The organism is Streptomyces flaveolus (assembly GCF_014648815.1).
GTDB classification, from domain to species: Bacteria; Actinomycetota; Actinomycetes; order Streptomycetales; family Streptomycetaceae; genus Streptomyces; species Streptomyces flaveolus.
Map to the genome: position 1 here is coordinate 648,125 of NZ_BMRV01000002.1, position 24,221 is coordinate 672,345.

Genomic DNA, 24,221 nt, shown 5'->3' on the forward strand with positions numbered 1-24,221 from the left:
CCGTCAGCCCGTGTACTGGTAGGTCGCCGACGCCTGTTCGTACAGCCGGGTCACCTCGTCGCGCTCCGCCTCGGGTCCGCGCACCTGCAGCACGTGGTAGCGCCCGTCGATCAGCATCGCGACGTTGCGCACGTACAGCTCGCCCCCGTCGGTGCCGGTCCAGGTGAACTGCCCCTCAGCCATGGTCCGTCCGCCCACCTCGATGGTCTTCAGCCCGCTGGAGGTGGCCCAGCTGGAGGCGCGGTAGGGCTGCAACTCGGGTTCCTTGTCGCGCTGGTAGGACATCGGGTCGGTGCCGAACTCGCCCGAGCCGTCCCGGCCGGGTACGACGACGAGCTCGAAGTCGCCCTTGGCGTAGACGACCTGGCCGCTGCCGTTGCGCGGTGTGCGGGTCCAGCCCTCGGCGACGGCGACCCGGAAGCCCTCCGGGTCCTTGCGCAGCGCGAAACCGTCGGCGACGTCGGGCCCGGCGGTCTGCGTCTCGGCCGAACCGGCCGACTCCGAGGGCTCGGTCTCGGGGGACGACTGCTCGGGCCGGGGCTCGCTGCTGACCTCGGGTGACTGCTCGGACGGCGCCCGGCTCGTCTCGGCGGCGGCATCCGTCCGGCCGGGGGCGCCGGCCCCGTCGGTGTCGCTCTTCGGCATGAAGAACATGGCGTACGCGACCGCCCCGGCCAGGGCGAGCAGTATCAGCAGGAGCAGGGTCCGGCCGAGGCTGCGCGGTGAACGGTCGGGGTCCTGCCGGGACCTCTTGTGCCGTCCGTGGTGGGCGGGCAGCCCGGCGCGCCGTCTGCGCACCAGCTCGCCCCGGCGGCGCACGATGGGCAGCCGGCTGGTGTCGGCGGGCGGGGCCGCGACGACGTGCAGTCCGGCCTCCGGCTCGGGCGCCGAACGCACCAGGGAGCGCAGCCAGCCGCTCAGTTCCTCGAAGTCGATGCGCTCGGTGGGGTCCTGACGCAGCAGCGACTCCACGACCGGCCGCAACGGTCCGCACTCCTCGGCGAACGCGGGCGGCTCCGCGCACACGATCTGCACCAGCTCGGCGGTCGACTCCTCCGGGTAGGGCGCGTGCCCCTGGACGGCACGGAAGAGCAGCGCGCCCAGCGCCCAGAGGTCGGTGGCGGGGCCGATGGGCGCGGCGAGCTGCCAGTTCTCGTGCACCGGCCCGGCCTGCTCCGGGGCCCAGCGCTCGGTCACGGGGCCGACCACGGCCATCCGGGCCTGCCGTGCCCGTTCGGCGGCGAGTGCGGTGCCCGGTCCGCGCCGCGCGGGGGTGGGGGCGACCGGGTCGTCCCAGCCGACGGTGGCCGGGGCGGGGGTGCTCTCCTGCCGCGGGGCGGGGGGCAGGGCGGCGCGGTCGTCGGCCGGTGCGGGGGCGGTGGTGTCCGCGGGGTCGCCGGTCGTGCGGGGCGTGGCGCCGTGCCAGGGGGTGGTGCGGACGCCGTAGGGGTCGGCGATCTGTCCGGGCGGTGCGGGTGAGCTGTCGTGTGCGCCGGTGCCGTCGTCGGGGGCGGGGCGTGCGCCGGGCACGGCCGCGCGGCCGCTCTGCGCCTCCTGCACGCGGGCCGCGGCGCGGGCGCCGGCGCGGTAGGCGGCGATGGCACCGGCGCGGGCGGCACGGATGTCGCCGCCGGCGTCGAGCGACGCGGGGGTGAAGCCGGCGGGGAGTCCGCGGGGGCCCTCCGGGCCGGTCGCCGGCAGCCCGCGCTCACTGCGCGCCTCGATGGCGGCCCGCCGAGCGGCCTCGGGATCGGCACCGCCGGGGCCGAAAACGCCGGTCACGGGACCGGAACCGCCGGGACCGAACGTCCCGGTCTCAGGACCGGCGCCGCCGGGACCGAAGCCACCGGCGTCGGCACCGGCCCCCGTGTCCGCACCGCCCGGCCCCAGGGCCCCGGCGCGGGTCCCCCGAGAACCCCGCGCCCCAGCCTCATGTCCCCTCGGGCCGGGCCCCGGCGCCCCCGGTGCCTCCGGTACGCCGGTCCGCCCGGCGATCCCCGGCGCACCGCCCGCGGGACCGGCCCCGCCGAGGGCCGGTGTCTCCGGCCGGCCTCCCGGCCCAGGGGGTCCCGCCTCGCCCTCCGGGGCGGGGACCGGGTCATAGCCGCACAGCGCTTCCTCCGCCGCCCCGACCGCCAGGCCGGTCAGCATCACGCGCCCGTCGTCGCAGACCAGCACCGTGCGGGCGGTGATGTTCCGGTGGACCCAGCCGTACCCGTGCAGCACCCGCAGCGCCATGAGGACGTCGGAGGCGACCTCGGCCGCCCGGTACGGGGTCAGCGGCTGCTCGGCGAGCAGGGCGGCCAGGGGCCTCGCGGCCACCAGCTCGCTGACGATCCACAGCGAGCCGCCCTCGGCGAAGACGTCGAAGACCTGGTCAAGACGCGGATGGTCGGGAACGGCGGCCGCGGCCTGCGCGGCCTCGACGGCACGTCGCACCACCGGGTCGGCCGGCCGCCCGGGGCCGCCCCGGGGCGCCTGCGACCGCCGGCCGGTACGCCGGGCGCCGCGGTCACGGGCCGTGAAACCGTCGGGCAGGCCGTCCGCGTCGAGGACCTCCGCCTCGACGACCTCCGGCAACGGCACCTGCCGGACCAGGACTTCCTGGCCGCTGTAGGTGTCGAAGGCCCGGCTCTCGGTCAGTTCGTACTCGTCGGAGGGCGGCAGCGGCAGGCGGTAGCGGTCGGCGAGTACCCGTCCCGCATAGTCGTCCACGTTGCCTCCCCCGGCAGCCCGGTCGTCGGTACCGGTCGGTCAATTCCGTTCGCCTCGCGGGCCGTTCCGGCTGCGTACGGTCCGCAAGCACTCACGATACGTGCCGGAGGCAACCCACAAAGAGGGGATGCCAGATCTCGGGCCGCTCAAACCCGGGCCCGCCAGACCTAGGACTTGGGCGTGAACGTCTTCGTCAGCGTCCGCCAGCTGTCCCGGCGCTGGTCACTGTCCCAGTCGGCGGCCTTCGCCGTGTACATGAGCGCGTAACCCTGATGGTCGTTGACGACGAATCCCCGGTCGACGGTCCGGTACCCGGTGCCGCCGTCCTGGTAGGTGAACTCCCAGTCGGCGGCGTTCCAGCCGCGGTAGCCCACCTTCTCGATGCGGATCTTCTTGTACTGGGAGCGGACCATGTACCGCTCCTGGTTCTTCCAGTCCGCGACCGGGTCGTCCTTGGGCGTGGACGTCCAGGCGACCAGCAGCTTCTGCCCGCCGGGCCCGGTGAACCGGTCGCCGGCGCTGCCCGAGGACTGGAACTTCCATCCCTTGGGGAGCCCGATGGAGTAGCCCTGGCCGCCCCGGTGGGTGGCGGCCGCGCCGTCGTCCTTGCCCGCGCCGTCCGCGCCGCTCCCGGCGTCTCCGGAGGCGCTGGCGGCGGGGTCGCCCGCGGCGTCCGAGGAGGTGCCCGTCGCCGGCCCGGAGGCGGAGCCGTCGGTGCTGGGACCTTCGGACCCGTCCTGCCGGGTGTCACCGCTCGCGGAGGCGGTGGCGGCGGTGGTGTCGCCGCCTGCCGGGCCCTTGGCGGCGTTGTCGTCGTCACCGCCGAGGGTGAGGGCGAGCACCGTGCCGAGGACGGCGAGGGCGACGATCACCGCGATGATCACGAGCGTGCGCTTCGGCACCACGTCGGTGAGCGGTGCGCGGGGCGCGGGCCGGGGCGGCAGGTCCGGCGGCGGCACGACGGGCCAGCCGGAACTCCGGGCGCCCGCACCGGTGCTCGGCCTGCCGGCTGCCCCGCCGGGCCCGGAGGCCGTCGCGCGGCGCGCCGGGGCGGCCGCCCCGGCGGAACCCGACGCGGCGGGGCCCGGCTCGGGGCGGGACGTGGCCGCGGCACCCGCCGCGCCCGCGCCGGCGGCGGCCTTCCGCACGGAACGCAGTGCCCCGCGCAGCCGCTCCCCGGCCTCCTCCCGCTTGCCGGCGCCGCCAGCCGAGCCGCCGCGCCGCGTGCCCTCGTCCGGCTGCGCCGGCAGCGGAACCACCTTGGTGGCGTCCATCGGCTCGTCCGCACGGACCGCGGGCGCGTGGATGACCTTGTTGAGCATCGCGCGGGCGCCCGCGTCGTCGAGGCGCTGGGCCGGGTCCTTGGTGAGCAGCCCGTAGATGACGTCCCGCAGCGGTCCGGCGTTCTTCGGCTCCTCCAGGTTCTCCGTCATCACCGCGGTGAGCGTGGCGATCGCGGAGCCCTTGTCGTAGGGCGGGGTGCCCTCGACCGCCGCGTACAGCAGGCCGCCGAGGGACCAGAGGTCGGCGGCCGGGCCGGGCTTGTGGCCGCGGGCGCGCTCCGGGGAGATGTAGGAGGGGGCGCCGACGAGCATGCCGGTGGAGGTGATGGACGGGTCGCCCTCGACCTGGGCGATGCCGAAGTCGGTGAGCACGACCCGGCCGTCCTCGGCGATCAGGACGTTGGACGGCTTCACGTCACGGTGCAGGATGCCCTCGCGGTGCGCGGAGCGCAGCACGTCGAGGACGGCGAGGCCCACCTCGGCGGCGCGCTTCGGCTCCAGCAGGCCGTCCTCCCGGATGACCTCGGCGAGCGACTTGCCCTCGACGAGTTCCATCACGATCCAGGGCCGGTCGTCCTCCTCGACCACGTCGTAGACCGTCACGGCGCTGGTGTTGCGGATCCGCGCGATCGCCTTGGCCTCACGCAGCGTGCGCGTGATCAGGCGGCGCTTCTCCTCCTCGTCGATGTTCCCCGGGAACCGCAGCTCCTTGACGGCGACCGTGCGTCCGAGGGTCTCGTCCTCGGCCCGCCACACCGTCCCCATGCCGCCGCGGCCGAGCACATCTCCCAGCCGGTACCGCCCGGCGAGGAGACGTGCGCTCTTGTCCGTACGGGATGTCCCCGCCCGCTCCGCCTCCGACATGCGTCCCCTCATGCAACCCGCCCTGACAGAGCCTTCATTGTCTCTCACCCGACAAGTGCTCGACGCCCAGGGTGCCTCTCGTGCCGCGCCCCGGCCCGGCACGGCCCGGGGCCCGGGGAACGGCGCGTTCCGCGGGCCCCCACGAGAGACACGGGAACGCGCCGCGCGGCGTACTGACCCCGCGTCACCGTACCCGGGTACCCGCTCAGGGCCTGATGTCCGGTGCCCCGAGCCGGGCCGCGTCGGCCGTCAGGTCGTCCGGCTGGCGCTGCGACTCCCGCTCGGCCTCGACCCGCTTCTCGTAGTGCTGGACCTCGCGTTCGATCTGGTCCTTGTCCCAGCCCAGGACCGGCGCCATCAGCTCGGCGGCCTCGCGGGCGCTGCGGGTGCCCCGGTCGAAGGTCTCGATGGAGATGCGGGTGCGCCGGGTCAGTACGTCGTCCAGGTGCCGCGCGCCCTCGTGCGAGGCGGCGTAGACGATCTCGGCGCGCAGGTAGTCGTCGGCGGCGTGCAGCGGCTCGCCGAGCGCGGGGTCGGCGGCGATCAGCGCCAGCAGCTCCTCCGCCAGGGCGCCGTACCGGTTGAGCAGGTGCTCCACGCGGACCACGTGCAGGCCGGTGCGCGCGGCGATCCGCGCCCGCGCGTTCCACAGCGCCTGGTAGCCCTCGGCGCCGAGCAGCGGCGTCTCCTCGGTGACGCAGTCGGCGACCCGCATGTCGAGTCCGTGCACCGCCTCGTCCACGGCGTCCTTGGCCATCACCCGGTACGTCGTGTACTTGCCGCCCGCCACGACGACCAGCCCCGGCACCGGGTGGGCGACGGTGTGCTCGCGCGACAGCTTGCTGGTGGCGTCCGACTCGCCGGCCAGCAGCGGACGCAGCCCCGCGTACACGCCCTCGACGTCGTCGCGGGTGAGCGGCACCGACAGCACCGAGTTGACGTGTTCCAGCAGGTAGTCGATGTCGGCGCTGGAGGCGGCCGGGTGGGCCTTGTCCAGGTCCCAGTCGGTGTCCGTGGTCCCGATGATCCAGTGCCGCCCCCAGGGGATGACGAACAGCACGGACTTCTCGGTGCGCAGGATCAGCCCGGTGGTGGAGTGGATGCGGTCCTTGGGCACGACCAGGTGGATGCCCTTGGACGCCCGGACGTGGAACTGGCCGCGCTCGCCGACCATCGACTGGGTGTCGTCGGTCCACACACCGGTCGCGTTCACCACCTGCTTGGCGCGGATCTCGTACTCGCCGCCCCCTTCGACGTCCTGCACGCGCGCGCCGACCACGCGCTCGCCCTCGCGCAGGAAGCCGGTCACCCGTGCCCGGTTGGCGACCGGGGCGCCGTACGCCGCGGCCGTGCGCACCAGCGTGGCCACGAACCGGGCGTCGTCCATCTGGGCGTCGTAGTACTGGAGGGCGCCGACCAGCGCGTCCTTCTTCAAGGCGGGTGCGACCCGCAGCGCGTGACGGCGGCTCAGGTGCCGGTGCAGGGGCAGGCCCCGGCCGTGCCCGCGGGCCATCGACATCGCGTCGTACAGCGCCACGCCCGAGCCGGCGTACAGCCGCTCCCAGCCCTTGTGCTGGAGCGGGTACAGGAAGGGCACCGGCTTCACCAGATGCGGCGCGAGCCGCTCCAGCAGCAGTCCGCGTTCCTTCAGCGCCTCCCGCACGAGCGCGAAGTCGAGCATCTCCAGATAGCGCAGGCCACCGTGGATCAGCTTGCTGGACCTGCTGGAGGTGCCCGACGCCCAGTCGCGTGCCTCGACCAGGCCGGTGGACAGGCCGCGCGTCACGGCGTCCAGGGCGGTGCCCGCACCGACCACGCCCGCGCCGACCACCAGCACGTCCAGTTCACGCTCGGCCATGGCCGCGAGTGCCTCGGCGCGCTGCGCCGGCCCCAGTGTCGCTGTCCTCACTCCTGCCTCCCGCTGTCGGTCGCGTCGGCCGCACCCGTCCGGCGAAGCCCGGTTCCGTGTACCCCCTGCCCAGATTCTGACCGGGTTGCCCGACTTCAGCCACCACGCGCCCCCAGCCTGTGGACGACTTCCCCGCCGGTCACCGTCGACACTCGCCGGGACTCGGCCGACCAATCCCGCAAATCGGTCATATTTACTCCTAGTCTGACGTTGTGCTCGCCCATCCTGTCCACCGGGCTTGCGCACCTGTCCCGCTTCGGTTACTGGGAAGGACGGCCCACGCCATGCCCGCAGATCTCGCCGTCATCGGACTCGGCCCGTACGGCCTGCCCCTGGCCCAGGCCGCCGTCGCCGCCGGCATCCCCACGCTCGGCTACAAGACCGGACCCGAGCCCGGGCCCCTCAGCCCCGCCGAACTGCGCCGGATGCTCTCGGGGGGCTTCCGGACCCCGGCGGGCCCCGCCGAGCTGGGCCGGGTGCGCACCGCGGTCATCTGCGCGCCGACCCCGCCGGGCCCGGACGGCGGCCTCGACCTCGGCCAGGTGGAGGCCGCGGCCCGCACCCTGGCCGCCCACATGCGGCCCCACACCACGGTGATCCTGGAATCGCCCGTGCAGCCGGGCACGACGGAGGAATTCCTGCGCCCCCTGCTGGAGGAGGGCTCCGGACTGCGCGCCGGCCGCGACTTCCACCTCGCCTACTCCCCCAGCCGCGTCGACCCGGGCAACCGCGACTTCACGCCGGCCAACACCCCGAAGGTCATCGGCGGTCTCACCCCCGCCTGCACCGAGTCGGCCGCCGCCTTCTACGGCCGCCTCACCGACAAGGTGGTCCGCGCGCGCGGCCCCCGCGAGGCGGAGACGGTCCAGCTCCTGGAGACCAACTTCCGGCACGTCAACATCGCCCTGGTCAACGAGATGGCCGTCCTCTGCAACGACCTGGGCGTCGACCTGTGGGACGTCCTGCGGTGCGCGGAGACCAAGCCGTTCGGCTTCCAGGCCTTCCGCCCGGGCCCCGGTGTCGGCGGCCACTCCGTCCCCCAGGACCTGACCGGCCGGGCCCCCCGCAGCCTGCGCATGGTGGAACTGGCCCAGCAGGTCAACGAGCAGATGCCCCGCTACGTGGTCCAGCGCGCCGCCGCCCTCCTCAACGAGCACGGCAAGTCGGCGCGCGGCGCCCGCGTCCTGCTCCTCGGCGTCACCTACAAGGCCGACCTCGCCGACCAGCAGGCCACCCCGGCCGAGGAGATCGCGACCCGCCTCATGTCGATGGGCGCCGCCGTCAGCTACCACGACCCGCACATCCCGTCCTGGAACGTCCTGGACCGCCCGGTCCCCCGCGTCGACTCCCTCTACGAGGCCGCCGCCGACGCCGACCTGACGATCCTCCTCCAGCAGCACCGCACGTACGACCTGCAGGGCCTGTCGGTGAAGGCCCAGCTGCTGCTGGACACCCGGGGGGCGACGCCCACGGGGGCGGCGCACCGCCTCTGAGCGGCGCCCGGACGCGCGAAGGGGCCCGGAGCAGTCGCTCCGGGCCCCTTCGGTACGCCGTCCGGGTGATTACCGCCGGTGCTGCGAATCCGCGACGGTGACCTCCACGCGCTGGAACTCCTTCAGCTCGCTGTAGCCCGTCGTGGCCATCGCGCGGCGCAGGGCGCCGAAGAAGTTCATCGAGCCGTCGGGGTGGTGGGAGGGGCCGGTGAGGACCTCCTCCAGCGTGCCGACCGTGCCGAGGTCGACCTTCTTGCCGCGCGGCAGCTCCTCGTTGACGGCCTCCATGCCCCAGTGGTGGCCCCTGCCCGGCGCGTCGGTGGCGCGGGCCAGCGGAGAGCCCATCATCACCGAGTCGGCGCCGCAGGCGATCGCCTTGGCCAGGTCGCCGGACCAGCCGACACCGCCGTCGGCGATGACGTGGACGTACCGGCCGCCGGACTCGTCCATGTAGTCGCGGCGGGCGGCGGCCACGTCGGCGACGGCGGTGGCCATCGGGACCTGGATGCCCAGCACGTTGCGCGTGGTGTGCGCGGCGCCGCCGCCGAAGCCGACGAGGACACCCGCGGCGCCGGTGCGCATCAGGTGCAGGGCGGCGGTGTAGGTGGCGCAGCCGCCGACGATCACCGGGACGTCCAGCTCGTAGATGAACTGCTTCAGGTTGAGCGGCTCGTGCGAACCGGAGACGTGCTCCGCCGAGACCGTGGTGCCGCGGATGACGAAGATGTCGACGCCGGCGTCCACGACCGCCTTGGAGAACTGGGCGGTGCGCTGCGGGGAGAGCGCGGCGGCGGTGACGACACCGGAGTCGCGGACCTCCTTGATCCGCTGCCCGATCAGCTCCTCCTTGATGGGAGCGGCGTAGATCTCCTGGAGGCGCCGGGTCGCGGTGTCCGCGTCCAGCTCGGCGATCTCGTCGAGCAGCGGCTGCGGGTCCTCGTACCGCGTCCACAGGCCCTCGAGGTTCAGGACGCCGAGGCCGCCCAGCTCGCCGATGCGGATGGCGGTGGCCGGGGAGACGACCGAGTCCATGGGAGCGGCCAGGAACGGCAGCTCGAAGCGGTAGGCGTCGATCTGCCAGGCGATCGAGACCTCCTTCGGGTCCCGCGTACGGCGGCTGGGGACGACGGCGATGTCGTCGAAGGCGTACGCCCGGCGGCCGCGCTTGCCGCGCCCGATCTCGATCTCAGTCACGTCTGTGGCCTTTCCCTGATGCGTTGCAGCGCCTTCCAGTATCGCCGATGTCCCCTTCGGACACGGCGCGAGGGCGGTCCCGGAACGCGTCCGGGACCGCCCTCGGAAGGCGTTGTGCCTACTTGCGGCTGTAGTTCGGCGCCTCGACCGTCATCTGGATGTCGTGCGGGTGGCTCTCCTTGAGACCGGCGGAGGTGATCCGCACGAACCGGCCGTTCGCCTGGAGGTCGGGCACGGTCCGGCCGCCGACGTAGAACATCGACTGGCGCAGGCCGCCGACCAGCTGGTGGACGACCGAGGACAGCGGGCCGCGGTAGGGCACCTGGCCCTCGATGCCCTCGGGGACCAGCTGCTCGTCGGAGGCGACGCCCTCCTGGAAGTAGCGGTCCTTGGAGAAGGACTTGCGGTCGCCGCGGGTCTGCATGGCGCCCAGCGAGCCCATGCCGCGGTACGACTTGAACTGCTTGCCGTTGATGAACAGCAGCTCGCCCGGCGACTCCTCGCAGCCCGCGAGCAGCGAGCCCAGCATCACCGTGTCGGCGCCCGCGACCAGGGCCTTGGCGATGTCGCCGGAGTACTGCAGGCCACCGTCGCCGATGACCGGGACCCCGGCCTCCTTGGCGGCGAGCGACGCCTCGTAGATGGCCGTGACCTGCGGGACGCCGATGCCGGCGACGACGCGGGTGGTGCAGATGGAGCCGGGGCCGACCCCGACCTTGATGCCGTCCACGCCGGCGTCGATGAGCGCCTTGGCGCCGTCGCGGGTGGCGATGTTGCCGCCGATGACGTCGACGCCGGTGGAGTTCGACTTGATCTTGGCGACCATGTCGCCGACCAGGCGGGAGTGGCCGTGCGCGGTGTCGACGACGATGAAGTCGACGCCCGCCTCGATCAGCGCCTGGGCGCGCTCGAAGGCGTCTCCGGCGACGCCGACCGCGGCGCCGACCAGCAGCCGGCCCTTGCCGTCCTTGGCCGCGTTCGGGTACTTCTCGGCCTTGACGAAGTCCTTGACCGTGATCAGACCCTTGAGCACGCCGTTGTCGTCGACCAGCGGCAGCTTCTCGATCTTGTGGCGGCGCAGCAGCTCCATGGCGTCCACGCCGGAGATGCCGACCTTGCCGGTGACCAGCGGCATCGGGGTCATGACCTCGCGCACGCCGCGGGAGCGGTCGGTCTCGAAGGCCATGTCACGGTTGGTGACGATGCCGAGCAGCTTGCCGGCGCCGTCGGTGACCGGCACGCCGCTGATGCGGAACTTGGCGCACAGCGCGTCGGCCTCGGCGAGGGTGGCGTCCGGGTGGATGGTGATCGGGTTGGCCACCATGCCCGACTCGGAACGCTTGACCAGGTCGACCTGGTTGGCCTGGTCCTCGATGGACAGGTTGCGGTGCAGAACGCCGACGCCGCCCTGGCGGGCCATCGCGATCGCCATGCGCGACTCGGTGACCTTGTCCATGGCGGCGGACAGCAGCGGGATGTTCACCCGCACGTTCTTGGAGACGTACGAGGCGGTGTCGATCTCGTCGGGTGCCATGTCCGACGGGCCCGGCAGCAGCAGCACGTCGTCGTAGGTCAGCCCGAGTGTCGCGAATTTCTCGGGCACTCCGTCGACGTTGGCAGTCATGACACCTTCCCCAAATGGCCTTGATCGGTGCGGATGTCCATGCTAACGGGAAGTGGACGTGGCTCATTCCACGATCAAGAGAGCCTGCGACGTTCGTGGTTTTGTACGAAGCGGCCGCGCCGCCCGTTCACGCGGCGGACTACTGCTCCGCCAGCGCCCGCAGGCGGCTCAGCGCCCGGTGCTGCGCGACGCGGACGGCCCCGGGTGACATTCCCAACATCTGCCCGGTCTCCTCGGCCGTGAGCCCCACGGCGATGCGCAGCAGGAGCAGCTCCCGCTGGTTCTCGGGCAGGTTGGCCAGCAGTTTCTTGGCCCAGGCGGCGTCGCTGTTGAGCAGCGCCCGCTCCTCCGGGCCGAGCGAGTCGTCCGGCCGCTCGGGCATCTCGTCGGACGGGACCGCCGTCGAGCCGGGGTGCCGCATCGCGGCGCGCTGGAGGTCGGCGACCTTGTGGGCGGCGATGGCGAAGACGAACGCCTCGAAGGGGCGCCCGGTGTCCTTGTAGCGCGGCAGCGCGAGGAGCACCGCGACGCAGACCTCCTGGGCGAGGTCCTCGACGAAGTGCCGGGCGTCGCCGGGCAGCCGGGACAGCCGGGTCCGGCAGTAGCGCAGCGCCAAGGGGTGGACATGGGCGAGCAGGTCGTGCGTGGCCTGCTCGTCCCCGTCGACGGCGCGGTGTACGAGCCCACCGACCGTCCCTTGGTCAGGGGCCGCCTCGTCGTCACGCATCGGTCCATGGTGCCTTGCGGCCGTCCGATCCGTGGCTCCGTGCCCGTTGTTGTGCACCGAAGCGTTATGAGCAGGTGCGCCGGAACTCATCCCCTGCGCCCTCCCCTTCCGCTCGACCGACTCGTCCCCGAGGAACTCCACACCTCAAGGATGCGTCATCCGCGGCGAAACGAGCAGCGGGCACCCGGCGGGTCGGCTTGTCCGCCCCGCCCACCTCGCGGTAAGCGGGGAACCGGGCACCCCCGTCGGGCCCTGTGGGCCTCCACGACACGGGGGTTCCCTATCGGACGAGGCCCCAGCGGAAACCGAGCGCCACCGCGTGTGCCCGGTCCGAGGCGCCGAGCTTCTTGAAGAGCCGCCGGGCGTGCGTCTTGACGGTGTCCTCGGACAGGAACAGCTCGCGTCCGATCTCCGCGTTGGACCGGCCGTGGCTCATGCCCTCCAGGACCTGGATCTCCCGCGCGGTGAGCGTGGGCGCGGCGCCCATCTCGGCCGAGCGCAGCCGGCGCGGGGCGAGCCGCCAGGTCGGGTCGGCGAGGGCCTGCGTGACGGTGGCGCGCAGCTCGGCGCGCGAGGCGTCCTTGTGCAGATACCCACGGGCACCGGCGGCGACCGCCAGGGCCACGCCGTCCAGGTCCTCGGCGACGGTGAGCATGATGATGCGCGCGCCGGGGTCGGCGGACAGCAGGCGCCGCACGGTCTCGACGCCGCCCAGGCCGGGCATGCGCACGTCCATCAGAATCAGGTCCGAGCGGTCGGCGCCCCAGCGGCGGAGGACTTCCTCGCCGTTGGCCGCCGTCGTCACGCGCTCGACGCCGGGCACGGTCGCGACGGCGCGGCGGAGCGCCTCTCGGGCAAGCGGGGAGTCGTCGCAGACGAGGACGGAAGTCATGGCCGTCCTCCGCAGCTGATGCGCGTCACGTTGAGCCTCCAGGCTGTTACGAAATCTCACCTGTGCGGTCGACCGTCCCGGACGCCCGCCCGAGCACCTGTTCCTTCAACCGCCTCCGCACTCTCAACGACGGTCACTCGAAAGAGTTACGGGGCTGTGTGTCGTCTTCGGCACTCTACGTGAGGGGGCGTTCACGGTGCAGACATGCGCGGCTGACCCACGCTCTTTCATCACAAGCGATGCCCCATTTAGCCGCTTTTCTCCCACTTCGCTGGTGTCTGCGGCTAGATTCGTAATGAGTCATATTTTCATCTCCTTAGATCGTAGTTGTACGGTCGTGGACACCGAATCCACCCAGATCGGCTACAAGGGGTCACGCAATGGCAGATTTCTCCCGCCTTCCCGGACCGAACGCGGACCTGTGGGACTGGCAGCTCCTTGCTGCCTGCCGCGGGGTGGACAGTTCGCTCTTCTTCCATCCGGAGGGCGAACGCGGTGCGGCCCGGAGCGCTCGCGAGAACTCGGCCAAGGAGGTCTGCATGAGGTGCCCGGTCCGCGCGGAGTGCGCGGCGCACGCTCTGGCGGTGCGCGAGCCGTACGGCGTGTGGGGCGGACTGACCGAGGACGAGCGCGAGGAGCTCATGGGACGGGCGCGCAACCGCCTGGTGGCGGCATCCGCGCCGGCATCGGCGTCGGTCGGCGGAGACGCCGCCGCACATCACTGAAGGAACGTTTTTCCGAGAACGCGAAGACAACCGACGAGGCCGGGGCACGCACACGCGTGCCCTCTCTTTTTCGGCGTCGTGATCCCCTGGGCGCCGTGCTCCCGCCGGCGTGCCGCTCAGTGCCCGGCGGTCTGGCCGGAGGCGGCCCGCGCCAGCTCGTCCAGCGTCGCCGTCACCGCGGGCACCTGGGCGAGGTCGGGCAGCGTCAGCGCGACGATCTCCCGCCGCACCTCGGGCTCCAGCGCCACCGTGCGTACACCCCGGGGCCGTACGGACTCGACGGCGAGCTGCGGCAGGACGGCGACCCCGAGACCGGCCCCGACCAGGCCGACCACCGCCGGATAGTCGTCGGTCGCGAAGTCGATGCGGGGGGTGAAGCCGGCGCCCTCGCAGACCTCGACCAGCTGGCCGCGGCAGCGCGGGCAGCCGGCGATCCACGGCTCCCGGGCCAGCTCCCCGATGGCCACGCTGCCGTCGGCCCCGGTGCGGGCGAGCCGGTGCCGTTCGGGCACCAGGGCCACGAGGCGGTCGGTCAGCAGCGGCCGTACGACCAGGTCGTCCCACTCCTCGACCCCAGCCGCGCCCTCGTAGCGGAAGGCGAGCGCCACGTCGCAGTCGCCCTCGCGCAGCAGCTCCACCGACTTGGGCGGCTCGGCCTCCTCCAGGAAGACCCGGGTGCCGGGGTGGGCGGCGCGCAGCGCGGCCAGCGCCGTGGGGACGAGGGTGGAGCTGCCGCTCGGGAAGGAGACGAGGCGGACCCGCCCGGCCCGCAGACCCGCGATGGCGGCGACCTCCTCCTCGGCCGCGGTCAGCCCGGCCAGGATCCCGGCGGCGTGCCGCACCAGCGCCTCACCGGCCTGGGTCAGGCGCATCTCGCGGCCGGTGCGCACGAGCAGGGGCGTGCCGACGGAGGCCTCCAGGGCCTTCATCTGCTGACTGACGGCGGGCTGGGTGCAGCCCAGCTCCCGCCCCGCGGCGGAGAAGGAACCGGTGGATGCCACGGCGCGCAGCACGCGGAGATGACGGGCCTCGATCACACCGCCGAGGATAAGCGACCCTTTGACCGAACGCCGAATAATGCGTCGACGCTTTGAAGGGGGCTGTCCTACCGTGCCGCCATGAAGCTTCTGTCAGTGAACCTGGGCCGCCCGAAGGCCGTGCCGTACACCGACCAGCCCGACGGCCTCACCGGCATCGACAAGCAGCCGGCCGACGGGCCCGTCCGGGTGACGGCGCCCGGGTCGAAGGGGACCGGCGCGAGCGGGCTCGCGGGGGACGCGGTGTGCGACACCCGCCATCACGGCGGCGTGGACCAGGCCGTCTACGCCGTGGCGCGCGAGGACCTGGACGACTGGGAGCGCGAGCTGGGCCGCCCGCTGCCGCACGGCGTGTTCGGCGAGAACCTCACCACGGCGGGCGTGGACGTCTCCGGCGCGCTGATCGGCGAGCGCTGGCGCGTCGGCCCCGACCTGCTCCTGGAGGTCACCAGCGGCCGGATCCCCTGCCGGACCTTCCAGGGCCACCTGGGTGAGGAGCGGTGGGTGAAGCGCTTCACGGCCAAAGGGGCACCGGGCGCGTACCTGCGGGTGATCGAGCCCGGTGAGATACGGGCGGGCGACCCGGTGGCGATCGTGCACCGCCCCGCCCACGAGGTGACGGTGGCGCTCCAGTTCCGGGCGGTGACGACGGAGCGGGAGCTGCTGCCCCGGCTGCTCGCGGCCGGCGACGCCCTGCACGCGGAGGCCCTGGCGGCGGCGCGGAAGTACCTGGCCGCGCAGCGGGCCTGACCCGGCCTCACCAGGACTGCCTTCACCCGTCCTTCACGAACCGCGGTCCTGGTGAGCGAAGCGGACCTGCCCGGTCCCGACCCATAACCTTGCGCCATGACAACGGCATTGATTACGGGATCGACGGCGGGCATCGGCGCCGCGTTCGCGCGGCGGCTGGCGGCCGACGGGCACGACCTGGTGCTGGTGGCCCGCGACACCAAGCGGCTGCGCGAGCAGGCGACCGAACTGCACGACCGGCACGGCATCGAGGCCGAGGTGCTGACGGCCGACCTGGCGACGGACGCGGGCATCGAGGCGGTGGCCGCCCGGCTGGACGACCGCAGGAACCCCGTCGACCTGCTGATCAACAACGCCGGCTTCGGCAACAAGGGCCGTTTCCTCGAGGTCTCCATGGCCGACGAGCTGACGATGCTCAAGGTGCACTGCGAGGCCGTGCTGCGGCTGACCGCGGCGGCGACGGAGGCGATGCGGGCGCGGGGCCGCGGCGGCGTCGTCAACGTGGCCTCGGTCGCGGCCTTCGTCCCGCGCGGCACCTACGGCGCGTCCAAGGCGTGGGTCGTGCAGTTCACGCAGGGCGTGGCGAAGGACCTGGCCGGCAGCGGCGTACGCCTGATGGCGCTGTGCCCCGGCTTCGTGCGCACGGAGTTCCACGAGCGGGCCGGCATGGGCACGGACAACATCCCGAACTGGATGTGGCTGGACCCCGACAAGCTGGTCGCGGCGGCCCTCGCCGACCTGTCCCGCGGCAAGTCCCTGTCGATCCCCGACCCGCGCTACAAGGCCCTGATGGGCGCGGCGAAGCTGGTGCCGCGGGGGATGCTGGGCGGGATCTCGTCCCGGACGGGACGGAAGTACGGGCCGCAGTAGGGGCGCGGCGGGGGCCGTCCGGGCGGGTCCGGCCGGGCCGTCACCCGAACGTGTGGTCTGCCGTTGTTCGGCCCTCCTGACGTGTACGGATGCGACGTACCGTCCAGGCGACTGCTCCGCAGAGTGCGGAGGCCGCAGTCGTGACAGGGGAGAGGACGGCATCGCGTGATCGCGGACACGGGCGGCCGGGACGGACGGTTCGCCGACGGCGCCGACGGGCGGAGTGCGGACGGGGCGGTGCGGGACGGCGCGCGGCGGGAGCGCGCCACGGGGCGGGTGTGGACGGTGCGCCTGGATCCGCACGGCGGTACCTCCTCGGGCACGGTCCGGCTCACGTGCTCCCGCCCCGGCTGCGCCGATCAGCTTCTTCCCGACTCCGCCGCGGGGCGCAGGGCCGCGACGGCGCACGTCAACGCGCATCTGGCTCGGGTGCGGGCGGGCGGCGGGCCGCACGGCGACGCCTGGTGCGGCTGCCGGGCCGCCGACTGTGCGTGGCACTCCTCGGACGTGACGGCCGGACAGCGTGCCGGGGCACCGCCGGCCGCGGGAGCCGTGCGGTGCGGGGGGCCGGTGGCGCTGACGGTGTACGCGGACCGTGCCGGGCGGCTGTGGCGCGTCGCGGAGGTGTGCGCACGCTGCGCCGCCGCCACCCGCGACTGCCGCGTCCTGGACACCGCCGCCCACACCCGCCCGGACGGCCGTCTCGGAGGCGCCGAGGACGAGGGGCTGGACCTCGGCGCGGTCGCCGCGTTCTGCGCCGTGCGGCCCGAGGACGTCACCGAACACGCCGAGTTGCTGATCACCGCGGACTGGCTCTCCGGGGCCGACACCGCCGGGGGGCGGCTGCACGGCCGGCTCGCCGAGCGCGTCCTGCCGCTGGGAGGGCTGCTGTGAGGTGGCCGGGGCGGCACGATGAGGGCCCGGCACTCCTGGTGGAGTGCCGGGCCCTCACCCGGTGGCTGTCAGCCTCGCGTCGTCAGTGCGAGTGGCCGTGGCCGTGGCCCGCGGCGGCCGGCTCTTCCTCTTCCTTCTTCTCGACGACCAGGGTCTCGGTCGTCAGGAGCAGGGAGGCGATGGAGGCGGCGTTCTCCAGGGCGGAGCGGGTGACCTTGACCGGGTCGATGACGCCGGCCTTGACCAGGTCGCCGTACTCGCCGGTCGCGGCGTTGTAGCCGTTGCCCTTCTCGAGCTCCGCCACCTTCGAGACGATGACGTAGCCCTCGAGGCCGGCGTTCTCGGCGATCCAGCGCAGCGGCTCGACGGCGGCCTTGCGGACGACCGACACACCGGTGGCCTCGTCGCCGGTCTTGCCGAGGTTGCCCTCGAGGACCTTGACGGCGTGGACCAGGGCGGAGCCACCACCGGAGACGATGCCCTCCTCGACCGCGGCGCGGGTCGCGGAGATGGCGTCCTCCAGACGGTGCTTGCGCTCCTTCAGCTCCACCTCGGTGGCGGCGCCGACCTTGATCACGCACACGCCGCCGGCCAGCTTCGCGAGGCGCTCCTGGAGCTTCTCGCGGTCCCAGTCGGAGTCGGTGTTCTCGATCTCGGCCTTGATCTGGGCGATGCGGCCCTCGACCTCGTCGCGCTTGCCGGCACCGTCGACGATCGTGGTGTCGTCCTTGGTGACGGTGATGCGGCGGGCGGTGCCGAGCACGTCCAGGCCGACCTGGTCGAGCTTGAGGCCGACCTCCTCGGAGATGACCGTGGCGCCGGTGAGGACGGCCATGTCCTGCAGCATCGCCTTGCGGCGGTCACCGAAGCCCGGGGCCTTCACCGCGACGGCGTTGAAGGTGCCGCGGATCTTGTTCACGACGAGGGTGGAGAGCGCCTCGCCCTCGAGGTCCTCGGCGATGATCAGCAGCGGCTTGGAGGCACCCGCCTGGATGACCTTCTCCAGCAGCGGCAGCAGGTCCGCGATGGAGGAGATCTTGCCCTGGTTGATGAGGATGTAGGGGTCCTCCAGGACGGCCTCCATGCGCTCCTGGTCCGTCACGAAGTACGGCGACAGGTAGCCCTTGTCGAAGGCCATGCCCTCGGTGAAGTCCAGCTCCAGACCGAAGGTGTTGGACTCCTCGACGGTGATGACACCGTCCTTGCCGACCTTGTCCATGGCCTCGGCGATGAGCTCGCCGACCTGCTGGTCCTGGGCGGACAGCGCGGCCACGGCGGCGATGTCGGACTTCTCGTCGATCGGGCGGGCGGTCGCGAGGAGGTCCTCGGAGACGGCCTTGACGGCCGCGTCGATGCCCTTCTTCAGCAGCGCCGGGGAGGCACCCGCGGCGACGTTCTTCAGGCCCTCGCGGACCAGGGCCTGGGCCAGGACGGTGGCGGTGGTGGTGCCGTCACCCGCGATGTCGTTGGTCTTGGTCGCCACCTCCTTCACCAGCTGGGCGCCGAGGTTCTCGTACGGGTCCTCGATCTCGACCTCACGGGCGATCGTGACACCGTCGTTGGTGATGGTGGGAGCGCCGAACTTCTTGTCGATGACGACGTTGCGGCCCTTGGGGCCGATCGTCACCTTCACCGTGTCGGCAAGCTTGTTGACGCCGCGCTCGAGGGCGCGACGGGCGTCCTCGTCGAACTTCAGGATCTTCGCCATGGGAGCGTGAGCCCTCTTCCGGAAATCTTGGGGTTATACGGCACTGCGCCCCCGACGCCCGGCTTTTTTATGGTCGCGGGAGCCAGGGGCGCAGCTGGAAAGCAAGGTGCTTCGGTGAATTACTTCTCCACGATCGCGAGCACGTCGCGAGCCGAGAGGACGAGGTACTCCTCGCCGTTGTACTTCACCTCGGTGCCGCCGTACTTGCTGTAGAGCACGACGTCGCCGACGGTGACGTCGAGCGGAAGACGGTTGCCGTCCTCGAAGCGGCCCGGGCCAACGGCCAGGACGACGCCCTCCTGGGGCTTCTCCTTGGCGGTGTCCGGAATGACCAGGCCCGAAGCCGTGGTCTGCTCGGCGTCGAGCGGCTGGACCACGATGCGGTCCTCGAGCGGCTTGATGGCAACCTTGGAGCTGGCGGTCGTCACGATCCGACCTCCCCCTTCGGAGATCTCACGGGGTTAACTGTCTGAGGTGGCGACCAGGTCGATCCGTCGTCGCGGGTGCCGGACCTGCCCGTCGCTTTGTTGGCACTCTCCAGGGGGGAGTGCCAGACCCGAGACTATGACCGCGATTAGCACTCGGTCAAGCGGAGTGCCAATGCCTGCGGCGCGTCGGCGGACTTTCTCGGCTGAACGCCGGTTTTGTGGCGGCCCCCGGCGTGGGTGTGGGCGCCCCTGGGGGCTGCACTACCCGAGGTAGTCCTCCAGGCGGCCCACCCGCAGGTTCCGTTCCTCGATCCGGTGCAGGAGTTCCTCCGTGCGGGCCGGGGCCGTGACCGAGACGATGTCGCCCGGGTGCAGGTGGGGATCGCCGCGGGTGTAGGTCAGGGGGCCCTCGGGGGGCAGCACGGCCCGCCACAGGACCACGGCCGCGATGCCGCAGTCGGCGGCGGCGCGCAGGGTCGTCGGGTCGTACCGGCCGTAGGGCGGGCGGAAGAGGCGGGGGCGGACGCCGAAGCGGGAGTGGAGCTTGGTCTGCTGGCCGCAGATCTCGGCGCGCTGCCCGGCGTAGGGCAGGCCGCGCAGGGAGCGGTGGTCGAGGGTGTGGTTCTGCAGGCTCGCGCCGACCGAGCGCAGCCGGGCGAAGTGGCCGTACGCCGGCCCGGCCACGGTGTCGGTGAGGAACAGGGTGACCGGGAGCCGCCGTTCGCGGATCAGCGCGGTGAGGCGGGGGTCCCGGTCGGCGCCGTCGTCGTAGGTGAGGAAGACGACCCTGTCGGTGGTGCGGACGTGGTCCAGGACGGGGGGTGCGGCGGCGGCCCGCCCGCCCGCGCGGGCCGGTTTGCCGGCCGTCGGGTGACCGGCGGGCCCGGCGAACTGGGCGCAGCCGGTGAGCAGTACGGCGGCCAGGGCGGCCCCGGCCGTCCGGAACCGCCCCCGCCTCACAGGTAGTCCTCCAGCCGGGCCACCGCGTATCCCTCGGCGGTGACCCGGTCCAGGAAGCGGCGGGCCATGTCCGTCATCGTGCCGTCCCAGTCGTCGGGGCCCCGGAAGTGGGTGAGGACGATGTCGCCCGGGTGGAGGTCCTGGTCCCACTCGCGGTACTCCCAGTGGTCGACGTAGACCTCCTCGTTCCAGATCGGCACGTACCTGACGCCGCAGGACTTCGCGGCGCGCAGGGTGTCCCGGTTGTAGTTGCCGAAGGGCGGGCGGAAGAGGGTGGGGCGCTTGCCGTAGCGCTTCTCGATCACCTTCTGCATGCCGCAGATCTCGTGCTTCTGCTGCGTGTAGGAGAGCCCCGGAAGGTACGGGTGGCTCAGGGTGTGGCTGTTGAGGCTGACGCCGCGGGCCTGCATCTCCTCGAAGTAGCCGTAGTCGTCCTTGATCTCGTCGTCGGTGAGGAAGACCGTGTACGGGATCTTCAGGTCGCTCATCATGCGCAGGAACGCCGGGTCCTTCTCGGCGCCGTCGTCGATGGTGAGGAAGAGGATCCGCTCCTCGGTGGGGACGGTGGTGAAGACCGGCGGGAGGTCCTCCTGCCCGTCCACCTCGAAGCCCTCGCGCGCCGTGATCTCCGGCTTCTTCGCGGGGGGCGGCGGGGCCGCCAGCGGGACCTCCCTCAGGTTCCAGCGCTTGGCGGCGACGACCCGGGCGGCCTGTACCGCGCGCAGCTCGGACGCGTAGCTGTCCTGTGCGCGGGCCGGGGGTGCCTGGAGGGGCCGTTGGCCCGGGGCGCCCCGCACCTCGGAGGTGTCGTGGGCGCAGGCGGAGGCGAGGGCGGCGACGAGGAGCACGGCGAGACCGCCGCGCACCCGGGTACCCGAAGACGTCCCGGAAGCCGCCCGGGACACCCCGCATGCCCGGCTTTTGTCATTTTGTACGACTACTCGCATGGTGCCGGATCCTCGCAGCCCCGGGCCCTCCGCCCGCGCCCGACACCTCGCCGCAGGCGCACCATCCACCGACTGGCCCACAATGGGCCGGTGAACGACCTCGACGCCCTCCACGCCCTGCTCACCCCCGAAGGCCGCGCCCTGCTCGACGAGGTCCGCGACACCGACCCCGCGCGGGAGTTGGCCGTGGCCACCCGGCTGCGCCGCGACCACCCGGCCGACCTGGTGTCGGCGGCGCTCGGTCAGGCGCGGCTGCGGCAGCGGGCGGTGGCGAAGTTCGGGGCCGAGGACGCCGGGCGGATGTTCTTCACGCCGAACGGGGTGGAGCAGTCGACCCGGGCGAGCGTGGCCGCGTACCGGGCCGGGCGCTTCAAGGAGCTGGGCATCACCTCCGTCGCCGACCTGTGCTGCGGGATCGGCGGCGACGCGATCGCGCTGGCCCGCGCGGGCATCCGGGTCCTGGCCGTCGACCGCGACCCGGCGACGGCCGGGGCGGCCCGCGCCAACGCCGAGGCGCTGGGCCTGGGCGAGCTGATCGAGGTCCGCGAGGCGGACGTCACCGAGGTGGACACGGCCGGGTACGACGCCGTGTTCGTCGACCCGGCGCGGCGCGGGGGGCGGGGCAGGATCTTCGACCCCGAGGCGTATTCCCCACCGCTGTCCTGGGCCGTGGAGGCCGCCCGTACGGCGTCCCGCGCCGCCGCCCTGAAGGTGGCGCCCGGCATTCCGCACGAGGCGGTGCCGGACGACTCCGAGGCCGAGTGGATCTCGGACGGCGGGGACGTGAAGGAGGCGGTGCTGTGGTTCGGCACCGCGCCCGGGGCGGTCCGGGCGACGCTGCTGCCGGGGCCCCGCACCCTGCTCGGCACCGGCCTGCCCGACCCGGAGGTCCGCACGCCCGGCCGCTACCTGTACGAGCCCGACGGCGCCGCCATCCGGGCCCATCTGGTCGCCGAGGTCGCCGAACAGGTCGGCGGCGGGCTGCTCGACGCGACCATCGCCTACGTCACCGCGGACGAGCTGCTGCCGACGCCGTACGCCACGGCGTACGAGATCACCGACCGGATGCCCTTCAACGTCAAGAAGCTGAAGGCGCTGCTGAGGGAGCGCCGGGTCGGCACGCTGACGGTGAAGAAGCGCGGCTCGGCGGTCGAGCCGGAGGAACTGCGGCGCAAGGTCAGACCCCAGGGACCGAACGCCGCCACGGTGTTCCTGACCCGGGTCGCGGGAGCGCCGACGATGCTGATCGGGCATCCGGTGCGTACGGCCTCCGGCAGGTCGGGCCGCGCGACGTGAACGGCGGTTGACCAGCGCGGGCGTGCCGGTGGCGGGGTTGCCCGAGCGCCGGCCGCCCGCTACCGCGTCTCAGCCGCACTCCCGCGCACGGTGCGACAGCAGTTCGCGTTCGCGTTCGTTGCGGGCCAGGGACGCGGCCCGTTCGAACTCCGCCCGCGCCTCGGCCGCACGGCCGAGGCGCAGCAGGAGGTCGCCGCGGACGCTGGGCAGCAGGTGGTAACCGCGCAGGGCGGGTTCGGCGGCGAGGGCGTCGACCAGGGCGAGCGCCGGGGCCGGGCCCTCGGCCATCGACACGGCGACCGCGCGGTTGAGCTCGACGACCGGGGACGGGGCACGGGCCGCGAGCAGGCCGTAGAGCGTGGCGATGCGCGACCAGTCGGTCTCCTCGTAGGTGTACGCGACGGCGTGGCACGCGGCGATGGCGGCCTGGAGCGCGTACGGGCCCGGGGCGCCGGCGGCGTGGGCGTTCGCCCGGTCGAGGGCGGTGATGCCGCGGGCGATGAGCATGCGGTTCCAGCGGCGGCGGTTCTGGTCCTTCAGCAGGACGGGCGCGCCGTCGGGGCCGGTCCGGGCGGCGGTGCGGGACGCCTGGAACTCGAGCAGCGCGGTCAGCCCGTGGACCTCGGGTTCCTTCGGCATCAGGGCGGACAGCACGCGCGCCAGGCGCAGCGCGTCCTCGCACAGGCCGGGCCGCAGCCAGTCGTCGCCGGCGGTGGCCGCGTAGCCCTCGTTGAAGATCAGGTAGATGACCTCCAGGACCGAGCCGAGCCGGGCCGCCCGTTCCGGTCCGTACGGCACCTCGAAGGCGACGTTGCGTGCCGCCAGCGTCCGTTTGGCGCGCACGATGCGCTGTGCGACCGTCGGTTCCGGTGCCAGGACGGCGCGGGCGATCTCGGCGGTGGTCAGACCGCCGAGCAGGCGCAGGGTCAGCGCGATGCGGGCCTCGGCGGACAGCACCGGGTGGCAGGCCGTGAAGACGAGCCGCAGCAGGTCGTCGTCGATGCCGTCCGGGTCGGCGGGCTCCTCGGGCGGCGCGGCGACGGGCAGGTCCCGGCCGATCTCCGCCAGCTTGCGGGCGTAGGTCTCCCGGCGCCGGACCAGGTCGACGGCGCGGCGCCGGGCGGTGGTCATCAGCCAGGCGCCCGGGTTGTCGGGCACCCCGTCACGGGGCCACTGCTCCAGGGCCGCGACCAGCGCGTCCTGCGCGATCTCCTCGGCTATGCCGACGTCCCGGACGACGCGGGCGACGCCGGCGATCACGCGGGGGGACTCCAGCCGGAAGACCGTCTCGATCGCCTCCGCGGTCCGGGCGGAGGCGGCGGGGTCGCGCGGGGCGGCGGTGGGCTGTGGCTTCACAGCCCCCATGCAACACCCTCGCGCACCCGGGACAAAGCGGAGGTCAGCCCTCCATGATCTCGCGCACCTCGCAGGTCACCGTCCAGTGCTCCTCGTGGACCTTCAGGAAGCGCTTGGTCCACTCGATCGCCTCGGCCATGTCCTTGGCCTGGATCAGCGCGTAGCCGCCGACGACCTCCTTGGACTCGGTGAAGGGGCCGTCGGTGACGGACAGCTGTCCGGCCTCGTAGTGGACCCGGGTGCCCTGGGCGGTGGGGGTCAGCCCGGCGGTGTCCAGCAGGACGCCGGCCTTCGTCATCTCCTCCATCAGCTCCCCCATGCGCTGCATCAGCTCGGGGCTGGGGCCCTCGGCGGGGGCGTTGTTCTCGTCGATGCGGACGAGCGACAGGTAGCGGGGCATGGTGACTCCTCGGGTCGGTGGCCGGGACCGGGTCGCTCCCGGCCTCTTACCCGTACGTCGAACGGGCGGGCCGTGGATCGACAGGGCCCCGACATTTTCCCGAGAATTTTTTTCCGGCCCGCGTCCGGGACCGCATCCCACCCGCGTAT

The 24,221-nt window shown here is 73.0% G+C and carries 20 protein-coding genes; 6 read left to right on the forward strand and 14 right to left on the reverse strand.

What is annotated here, in order from left to right:
- Window positions 1–3: 3 nt before the first annotated feature.
- From IEZ05_RS06825 to IEZ05_RS06835, 3 genes are all read right to left on the reverse strand, one after another.
- Window positions 4–2,715: a protein kinase gene (locus tag IEZ05_RS06825; RefSeq protein WP_189229096.1), complete on the reverse strand. Its 2,712-nt coding sequence runs from the start codon at window positions 2,713–2,715 to the stop codon at window positions 4–6.
- Window positions 2,716–2,882: 167 nt separating this feature from the next.
- Window positions 2,883–4,862 (reverse strand): serine/threonine-protein kinase, encoded by a 1,980-nt coding sequence (locus IEZ05_RS06830; protein ID WP_189229229.1) that lies wholly within the window; start codon window positions 4,860–4,862, stop codon window positions 2,883–2,885.
- A gap of 205 nt (window positions 4,863–5,067) precedes the next feature.
- A complete protein-coding gene (locus IEZ05_RS06835) occupies window positions 5,068–6,771 on the reverse strand; it encodes a glycerol-3-phosphate dehydrogenase/oxidase (RefSeq protein ID WP_189229097.1) in 1,704 nt (567 codons plus the stop codon).
- A gap of 284 nt (window positions 6,772–7,055) precedes the next feature.
- Here IEZ05_RS06835 and IEZ05_RS06840 point away from each other — a divergent pair, with 284 nt between their 5' ends.
- Window positions 7,056–8,264: a nucleotide sugar dehydrogenase gene (locus tag IEZ05_RS06840; protein WP_189229098.1), complete on the forward strand. Its 1,209-nt coding sequence runs from the start codon at window positions 7,056–7,058 to the stop codon at window positions 8,262–8,264.
- Between the two features lie 69 nt (window positions 8,265–8,333).
- Here the strand turns inward: IEZ05_RS06840 and IEZ05_RS06845 are convergent, their stop codons facing one another.
- The 4 genes from IEZ05_RS06845 to IEZ05_RS06860 form a co-directional block, all read right to left on the reverse strand.
- Entirely contained in the window at window positions 8,334–9,458 is a 1,125-nt protein-coding gene (locus IEZ05_RS06845; protein WP_189229099.1) for a GuaB3 family IMP dehydrogenase-related protein, read from the reverse strand.
- 118 nt (window positions 9,459–9,576) lie between these two features.
- Complete coding sequence (gene guaB, locus IEZ05_RS06850; protein WP_189229100.1) at window positions 9,577–11,082, reverse strand: IMP dehydrogenase; 1,506 nt, start codon at window positions 11,080–11,082, stop codon at window positions 9,577–9,579.
- Window positions 11,083–11,221: 139 nt separating this feature from the next.
- The gene (locus tag IEZ05_RS06855) at window positions 11,222–11,809 is read right to left on the reverse strand and encodes a sigma-70 family RNA polymerase sigma factor (protein WP_019329587.1); all 588 of its coding nucleotides are present in this window, start codon (window positions 11,807–11,809) and stop codon (window positions 11,222–11,224) included.
- A 280-nt stretch (window positions 11,810–12,089) separates the two neighbouring features.
- Window positions 12,090–12,701 (reverse strand): response regulator transcription factor, encoded by a 612-nt coding sequence (locus tag IEZ05_RS06860; protein WP_003948568.1) that lies wholly within the window; start codon window positions 12,699–12,701, stop codon window positions 12,090–12,092.
- Between the two features lie 380 nt (window positions 12,702–13,081).
- Here IEZ05_RS06860 and IEZ05_RS06865 point away from each other — a divergent pair, with 380 nt between their 5' ends.
- Window positions 13,082–13,426, forward strand: a complete 345-nt coding sequence (locus IEZ05_RS06865) for a WhiB family transcriptional regulator (RefSeq protein WP_161163903.1) — start codon at window positions 13,082–13,084, stop codon at window positions 13,424–13,426.
- Between the two features lie 116 nt (window positions 13,427–13,542).
- Here IEZ05_RS06865 and IEZ05_RS06870 read toward each other — a convergent pair whose 3' ends face one another.
- Window positions 13,543–14,463 (reverse strand): LysR family transcriptional regulator, encoded by a 921-nt coding sequence (locus tag IEZ05_RS06870; protein ID WP_189229101.1) that lies wholly within the window; start codon window positions 14,461–14,463, stop codon window positions 13,543–13,545.
- 81 nt (window positions 14,464–14,544) lie between these two features.
- On the opposite strand from IEZ05_RS06870, the gene IEZ05_RS06875 reads away from it, so the two are divergent.
- The 3 genes from IEZ05_RS06875 (at window position 14,545) to IEZ05_RS06885 (ending at window position 16,977) form a co-directional block, all read left to right on the forward strand.
- On the forward strand, window positions 14,545–15,213 hold the full coding sequence (locus tag IEZ05_RS06875; protein ID WP_189229102.1) for an MOSC domain-containing protein: 669 nt from the start codon (window positions 14,545–14,547) through the stop codon (window positions 15,211–15,213).
- Between the two features lie 96 nt (window positions 15,214–15,309).
- The gene (locus IEZ05_RS06880; protein ID WP_189229103.1) at window positions 15,310–16,083 is read left to right on the forward strand and encodes an SDR family NAD(P)-dependent oxidoreductase; all 774 of its coding nucleotides are present in this window, start codon (window positions 15,310–15,312) and stop codon (window positions 16,081–16,083) included.
- 165 nt (window positions 16,084–16,248) lie between these two features.
- The gene (locus tag IEZ05_RS06885) at window positions 16,249–16,977 is read left to right on the forward strand and encodes a hypothetical protein (protein WP_189229104.1); all 729 of its coding nucleotides are present in this window, start codon (window positions 16,249–16,251) and stop codon (window positions 16,975–16,977) included.
- An 82-nt stretch (window positions 16,978–17,059) separates the two neighbouring features.
- On the opposite strand, the gene groL is transcribed toward IEZ05_RS06885, so the two are convergent.
- The 4 genes from groL to IEZ05_RS06905 all read right to left on the reverse strand — a co-directional run bounded on the left by groL (window position 17,060) and on the right by IEZ05_RS06905 (window position 21,020).
- Window positions 17,060–18,685 (reverse strand): chaperonin GroEL, encoded by a 1,626-nt coding sequence (groL, locus tag IEZ05_RS06890; protein ID WP_189229105.1) that lies wholly within the window; start codon window positions 18,683–18,685, stop codon window positions 17,060–17,062.
- 119 nt (window positions 18,686–18,804) lie between these two features.
- Window positions 18,805–19,113, reverse strand: coding sequence for a co-chaperone GroES (gene groES / locus IEZ05_RS06895; protein WP_010986397.1), 309 nt, complete (start codon window positions 19,111–19,113; stop codon window positions 18,805–18,807).
- A gap of 261 nt (window positions 19,114–19,374) precedes the next feature.
- Window positions 19,375–20,073 (reverse strand): polysaccharide deacetylase family protein, encoded by a 699-nt coding sequence (locus IEZ05_RS06900; RefSeq protein ID WP_189229106.1) that lies wholly within the window; start codon window positions 20,071–20,073, stop codon window positions 19,375–19,377.
- The gene (locus IEZ05_RS06905) at window positions 20,070–21,020 is read right to left on the reverse strand and encodes a polysaccharide deacetylase family protein (protein ID WP_189229107.1); all 951 of its coding nucleotides are present in this window, start codon (window positions 21,018–21,020) and stop codon (window positions 20,070–20,072) included. The genes IEZ05_RS06900 and IEZ05_RS06905 overlap by 4 nt, the downstream gene beginning before the upstream one ends.
- A gap of 90 nt (window positions 21,021–21,110) precedes the next feature.
- On the opposite strand from IEZ05_RS06905, the gene IEZ05_RS06910 reads away from it, so the two are divergent.
- Window positions 21,111–22,316, forward strand: a complete 1,206-nt coding sequence (locus IEZ05_RS06910) for a class I SAM-dependent methyltransferase (protein WP_229869590.1) — start codon at window positions 21,111–21,113, stop codon at window positions 22,314–22,316.
- 69 nt (window positions 22,317–22,385) lie between these two features.
- On the opposite strand, the gene IEZ05_RS06915 is transcribed toward IEZ05_RS06910, so the two are convergent.
- Window positions 22,386–23,672, reverse strand: a complete 1,287-nt coding sequence (locus IEZ05_RS06915; RefSeq protein WP_373298730.1) for an RNA polymerase sigma factor — start codon at window positions 23,670–23,672, stop codon at window positions 22,386–22,388.
- A gap of 43 nt (window positions 23,673–23,715) precedes the next feature.
- Entirely contained in the window at window positions 23,716–24,072 is a 357-nt protein-coding gene (locus IEZ05_RS06920) for a YciI family protein (RefSeq protein ID WP_189229110.1), read from the reverse strand.
- Between the last annotated feature and the right edge of the window lie 149 nt (window positions 24,073–24,221).